Annotated in this window: 4 protein-coding genes; 1 reads left to right on the plus strand and 3 read right to left on the minus strand. The window is 72.7% G+C overall.

Translation table 11 applies throughout. The annotated features are described in order from the left end of the window. Nucleotides 1-155: 155 nt before the first annotated feature. From ACFYW9_RS41305 to ACFYW9_RS41315, 3 genes are all read right to left on the minus strand, one after another. Nucleotides 156-1244 (minus strand): mechanosensitive ion channel family protein, encoded by a 1089-nt coding sequence (locus ACFYW9_RS41305; protein WP_389160341.1) that lies wholly within the window; start codon nucleotides 1242-1244, stop codon nucleotides 156-158. A 380-nt stretch (nucleotides 1245-1624) separates the two neighbouring features. After that, nucleotides 1625-2389 carry a crotonase/enoyl-CoA hydratase family protein gene (locus ACFYW9_RS41310; RefSeq protein ID WP_389160343.1) on the minus strand — a complete coding sequence of 255 codons (765 nt, stop codon included), beginning with the start codon at nucleotides 2387-2389 and terminating at the stop codon, nucleotides 1625-1627. Nucleotides 2390-2516: 127 nt separating this feature from the next. Next, entirely contained in the window at nucleotides 2517-3500 is a 984-nt protein-coding gene (locus ACFYW9_RS41315) for a YbhN family protein (protein WP_389160346.1), read from the minus strand. Between the two features lie 312 nt (nucleotides 3501-3812). Here ACFYW9_RS41315 and ACFYW9_RS41320 point away from each other — a divergent pair, with 312 nt between their 5' ends. After that, complete coding sequence (locus tag ACFYW9_RS41320) at nucleotides 3813-5714, plus strand: ABC transporter ATP-binding protein (RefSeq protein WP_351876166.1); 1902 nt, start codon at nucleotides 3813-3815, stop codon at nucleotides 5712-5714. The last annotated feature ends 88 nt before the right edge of the window (nucleotides 5715-5802 follow it).

The following is a 5802-nucleotide window of genomic DNA, read 5'->3' on the forward strand; positions in this document are numbered from 1 at the left end:
TCGGCTTTCTCGCCGTTCGGGGTGGCGGCGCGGCGGGGGCGCGCCCCCCCCCCCCCCCCCCCCGCCCCCGCCGGCCCCCCCCCCGCCCCGGGGCCCCCCCCCCCCCCCACGGCCGGGGGCCGGGCGGAAGTCTCCGCCCGGCCCCCGGTCCCGTCTCAGGGCCGCTTCGAGGCGGCCTCGCGCTGATGCGGTATGGCGGTCTCCAGGAAGCCCGTCCCGCCGGACTGGAGCGCGACCGTGCGGGCGGGCGACGGAATCCGGATGCCCTCGTCCCGGTAGCGCTTGTGCAGGGCCTTGATGAACTCGTGCTTGATCCGGTACTGGTCACTGAACTCGCCCACGGCCAGGATCACGGTGAGACCGATGCGCGAGTCGCCGAAGGTGTGGAAACGTACGGCGGGTTCGTGCTCCGGGACGGCGCCGTCGATCCCGGTCATCACCTCGGCGACGACCTCGTTCGTGACCCGCTCGACGTGGTCGAGGTCGCTGTCGTAGCCGACGCCGACCTGCACCAGGAGTGTCATCTGCTGCTCGGGCCGGGTGAAGTTGGTCATGTTGGTGCCCGAGAGCTGGGCGTTGGGGATGATGACCAGGTTGTTGGAGAGCTGACGGACCGTGGTGTTGCGCCAGTTGATGTCGACGACGTACCCCTCCTCGCCGCTGCTCAGCCGGATGTAGTCGCCCGGCTGGATCGTCTTCGAGGCGAGGATGTGCACACCCGCGAAGAGGTTGGCGAGGGTGTCCTGGAGTGCGAGGGCGACCGCCAGACCGCCCACACCCAGGGCCGTCAGCAGGGGAGCGATCGAGATCCCCAGGGTCTGCAGGACGACCAGGAAGCCGATCGCCAGCACCACGACCCGGGTGATGTTGACGAAGATGGTGGCCGAACCGGCGACGCCCGAGCGGGACTGCGTCACCGACCGGACCAGGCCGGTGATCAGCCGGGCCGCGGTGACCGTCGTGACGAGGATGAGCAGCACGGTCAGTGACCGGTTGACGGTCTTGTCGACCGGCGCGGTCAGCGGAAGCACCGCGGCCGCGGCGGCGACGCCTCCGGCCACCGCCGACCACGGTACGACGGTGCGCAGGGCGTCGACCATGACGTCGTCGCCGCTCCAGCGGGTGCGCTCGGCGTGCTTGCCCAGCCAGCGCAGCAGCATCCGCAGCAGGAACGCCGCCAGCAGCCCGGCCGCCACGGCTATTCCGGCGATCATCAGGTCGTCCAGGGTGACGGAGCGCTTCATCGGTGACCTCCTCGGAGACCGTGACCGGGGTGAGGGCCCGCGGGCCGAATGTGCTGTGTAGTCACTTGCCACCTGCTCGAATCCGGGAACGCGATCATGCCCGGACGGGCGTTCGCCGTCGTCCGGGGAGACGGCTCATCCTGCCGCATCCGGCTGCCCCTCCGTCACCAGCCCTACGGGGGACAGCCCTTGACGCTCCGATCCGACCACCGCGCACCCGCAGCCGGGATCCGACGCGAGGGGCCGTGCCGGTACATCGATGCCCGTCGCCACCGACGGTCACATCTCCGTCCAACGGCGACGGGCTGATGCACCGGCACGGCCCCGACCCACCCACCGGACCGGAACCACGGCCTCCGCCGCACACGCGCCCGCCGGTGTCACGGTTCGCCGAACGCGCCGTGCCGCCCCGCGCCGGACGCGAAACGGGCCGCGCCCTCCATGCCCTCCTCCAGTACGCCCATGCCGTAGCGGAGTTCGGTCCGCATGGCCTCCTTCTCGATCAGGCCCTCCTGGTCGAGGACCGAGGCCCGGTCGCTGCGCAGACAGGACTGCGGGAAGCCGGCGATCTCGGCGGCCAGCCGCTCGGCCTCGGCGCGGGCCCGGCCGGCCGGGACGAGACGGTTGGCGAGCCCCATCTCGTACGCCTCCCGGGCGCCGACCGGACGGCCGGTGAGGATCATGTCCATCGCACGGCTCATGCCGATGAGCCGCGGCAGCCGTACCGTGCCCCCGTCGATCAGCGGCACGCCCCAGCGGCGGCAGAACACCCCGAAGACGGCGTCCTCCTCGGCGACCCGCAGATCGCACCAGAGCGCCAGCTCCAGACCGCCGGCCACGGCGTGCCCCTCGACCGCGGCGATCACCGGCTTGGTCAGGCGCAGCCGGGTGGGACCCATCGGCCCGTCACCGTCCTCGGCGACCTCGTTCCCCCGCTCGGTGCCGATGGCCTTGAGGTCCGCGCCCGCGCAGAACGTGCCGCCCTCGCCCCAGAGCACGGCGACGCGCGCCGTCTCGTCGGCCTCGAACGCGCGGAAGGCGTCCGCGAGCTCGGCGGCGGTCGGCCCGTCCACCGCGTTGCGGGCCGCGGGCCGGGAGAGGACGACGGTGGTGACGTGACCCTGACGTTCGCTGCGGACCGGCATCGCGCCGTCCCCTTTCGGCGGCCGGCGCGCCACACCGCACGCCGTGGTTACTCCTCGGTATCACAGCGCGCGGCGCACCGCACGGCCCGGGGACGGAAAGGCCCTCGTCCCTCGCGGTCCCCTCGCGTCAGATCACCTTCCAGCGGACCAGCGCCCCGAGCGTGAGCGCCCCCGGCAGCAGCGGCATCCACACCGTGATGATCCGGTACGCCAGCACCACCGCGGTCGCCACGGCCACCGGGCCGCCCGCCGCGACCAGGGCCACGACCAGCGCGGCCTCCACCGAACCGAGCCCCCCGGGCGTCGGCACCATCGCGACCGCGATCGTCGCCGCCAGGTAGGCGATCATCATGTGCGTGGGTGACACCGGGAGGCCCAGCGCCCGTCCCACCGAGGCCAGTCCGGCGGCCTGGAGCAGCGGGAACGCGAGCGAGCCGCCCCACAGGGCGAAGGCCCGCGACGGCCGGGTGTGCACCGAACGGGCCTCTCCGAAAGCGGTGCGCAGGAAGGAGAGGACGGCCGTGCGCAGCCGTCGTACGAGAGCGAGCACCGCCAGCGCGGCGCACAGGGCCACGACGACGCCGAGCAGCAGCGGTCCGATCGCCCCCGCCGGTATCAGACCGTCGACCCGCAGCGCACCGGGGAACGCGATCAGCAGGCCGAGCAGCAGGGCCAGCCGGGCGACCGCCTCGGCCAGCAGATACAGCGCGAGCGCGGCCGAGGAGCGGGCGAGCGGCACCCCGCACACCGTCATGAACCGCAGATTGACCGCCCCGGCGCCCAGCCCCGTCGGCAGCAGATGGTTCGCGGCGCCCGCGGCGAACTGCGTGGCGAGCAGCCGGCAGGCGGGCAGCCGTTCCATGACCGCGCCCTGCCGGGTCACGGCCGCGGCCACCCAGGTCAGACAGGTCGCGGCGGCCGCGGCGAAGAGCCAGGGCCACTCGGCCGACCGCAGATGGCCGAACCCCTCGACGAGCACGGACCGGTGGCGCACGGCCACCACGAGGACCAGCGCGAGCGGGAGCAGACACAGGACCGGCCGGACGGCAGGCCGCAGGGTGAGGCGGCGGGGGAGCCGGGGCAGCGCCCGGGGAAGTCGTACGGCTGTCACATTCGGAGAGGTTTTCCCCGCCGCACCAACGTGAGGTTGCGGGCGCGGGGACGGCGGCTGACGTGCCGGGCAAGCCGCGGGAGGGGTGGCCCCCGGGTGCCCGGTGCCGACCCCGGTGTTCACCTCGACGCCCACCGCGGCACCGATTCCGGTACTCGGCTCGGCGCCCCGCACGGTGTCCACCTCGGTGTCCGCCCTGGTCCCGAGCGCGGTGCCGCCCTCGGCGTCCGCGGGGGCCCACCCGAGCGGGTGGGCCCGCCCGGATCCGTTGACCTCAACAAAGCTTGAGGTCCTACTGTCTCTCTCATGAGCATGGAGACCACAGCCTGGACACAGCTGCACAGTGTCATGAACGCCCAACAGGAGCGTCGTCCCTTCGACCGCGCGACCCTGCGCCGCATCGCCGCCTTCGCCCGCCCGCACCGCCGTCGTATCGCGCAGTTCGTCCTCCTCAGTGTGGTGACAGCGCTGCTGGCCGTCGCGACGCCGGTGCTCGCGGGGCACGTCGTGGACACCATCGTGGCCCACGGGGACGAGAGCACCGTCGTCCGTCTTTCCGTGCTCATCGCCGTCATCGCGCTCGCCGAGGCGGCCTTCGGGATCCTGGGCCGCTGGCTCTCGTCGACGCTCGGCGAGGGACTCATCCTCGATCTGCGGACGGCTGTCTTCGATCATGTGCAGCGCATGCCGGTCGCGTTCTTCACACGTACACGTACGGGCGCGCTCGTCAGTCGACTCAACAACGACGTGATCGGCGCCCAGCGCGCCTTCAGCAACACCTTGTCCGGCGTCGTCGGCAATGTGGTGACCCTGCTGCTCACCCTGGTCGTGATGCTCACCCTGTCCTGGCAGATCACCCTGCTCGCCCTGGTCCTGCTGCCGGTGTTCGTACTCCCCGCCCGCCGGATGGGCAGCCGGATGGCCAGGCTCCAGCGGGAGGCGGCCGACCTCAACGCCTCCATGGGCACCCGGATGACCGAGCGCTTCTCCGCGCCCGGCGCCACCCTCGTCAAGCTCTTCGGGCGGCCCGGTGAGGAGTCCGCCGAGTTCGCGGCGCGGGCCCGGCGGGTGCGGGACATCGGGGTGCGTACGGCGATGGCCCAGTCCGCCTTCATCACCGCCCTGACCCTGGTGTCCGCCCTGGCGCTCGCCCTCGTCTACGGGCTCGGCGGCTGGTTCGCCCTGCGGGGCACCCTGGAGCCGGGCGCCGTCGTCTCACTGGCACTGCTGCTCACCCGGCTGTACGCGCCGCTCACCTCGCTGGCCGGGGCGCGCGTCGAGGTCATGAGCGCCCTGGTCAGCTTCGAGCGCGTCTTCGAGGTGCTCGACCTGAAGCCGCTCATCGAGGAGAAGCCGGAGCCCCGCACGCTCCCGGACGAGCCCGCCGCCGTCGAGTTCGAGGACGTCCGGTTCGCCTACCCGTCCGCCGACAAGGTCTCCCTCGCCTCCCTGGAGGAGGTCGCGGCCCTCGACACCCGGGGCGGCGACGAGGTCCTGCACGGCATCTCCTTCCGCGCCGAACCCGGCCAGACCGTCGCGCTCGTCGGCTCATCCGGCGCCGGCAAGTCGACCATCGCGCAACTGCTGCCGCGCCTGTACGACACCGACGCCGGCACCGTACGCATCGGCGGGGTCGACGTCCGTGAGCTCAGCGCCGCGTCGATGCGCGCCACCCTCGGCATGGTCACCCAGGACGGGCACCTCTTCCACGACTCGGTCCGCGAGAACCTGCTCCTCGCCCGGCCGGCCGCGACCGAGGACGAGCTGTGGGACGTGCTGCGCCGGGCCCGTCTCGAGGAGCTCGTACGGTCGCTGCCCGACGGCCTCGACACCGTGGTCGGCGAGCGCGGTTACCGGCTCTCCGGCGGCGAGCGTCAGCGCATGACCATCGCCCGGCTGCTGCTCGCCCGCCAGCGGGTCGTCATCCTGGACGAGGCCACCGCCCATCTCGACAACACCTCGGAGGCGGCCGTCCAGGAGGCGCTCACCGAGGCACTGGAGGGCCGCACCGCCGTCGTGATCGCGCACCGGCTGTCGACGGTACGGGCAGCCGACCTGATCCTGGTCGTCGAGGCGGGCCGGATCGTCGAGCGGGGCACCCATGAGGCCCTGCTCGCGGCGGACGGGCGCTACGCGGAGCTGTACCGGACGCAGTTCAGGACGGGCAGGCACGACGAGCCGCGGATCCCGGCCACGGCGGACGCGACGCCCTAGTGACCTGAGTCAGAGATTCGGTGGCAGTAGGCGGCGACTTTGTCGAGGATCTCGTCTGCTGTTTTCGTCCAGACGAACGGTCTGGGGT

This window comes from Streptomyces sp. NPDC002698 (assembly GCF_042888945.1).
Classification (GTDB): domain Bacteria; phylum Actinomycetota; class Actinomycetes; order Streptomycetales; family Streptomycetaceae; genus Streptomyces.

Excerpts from the sequence above, each read along its gene's own strand:
- ACFYW9_RS41320 (WP_351876166.1), top strand. The coding sequence starts at position 3,813 with ATGGAGACCACAGCCTGGACACAGCTGCACAGTGTCATGAACGCCCAA.
- ACFYW9_RS41305 (WP_389160341.1), bottom strand. The coding sequence starts at position 1,244 with ATGAAGCGCTCCGTCACCCTGGACGACCTGATGATCGCCGGAATAGCC.
- ACFYW9_RS41310 (WP_389160343.1), bottom strand. The coding sequence starts at position 2,389 with ATGCCGGTCCGCAGCGAACGTCAGGGTCACGTCACCACCGTCGTCCTC.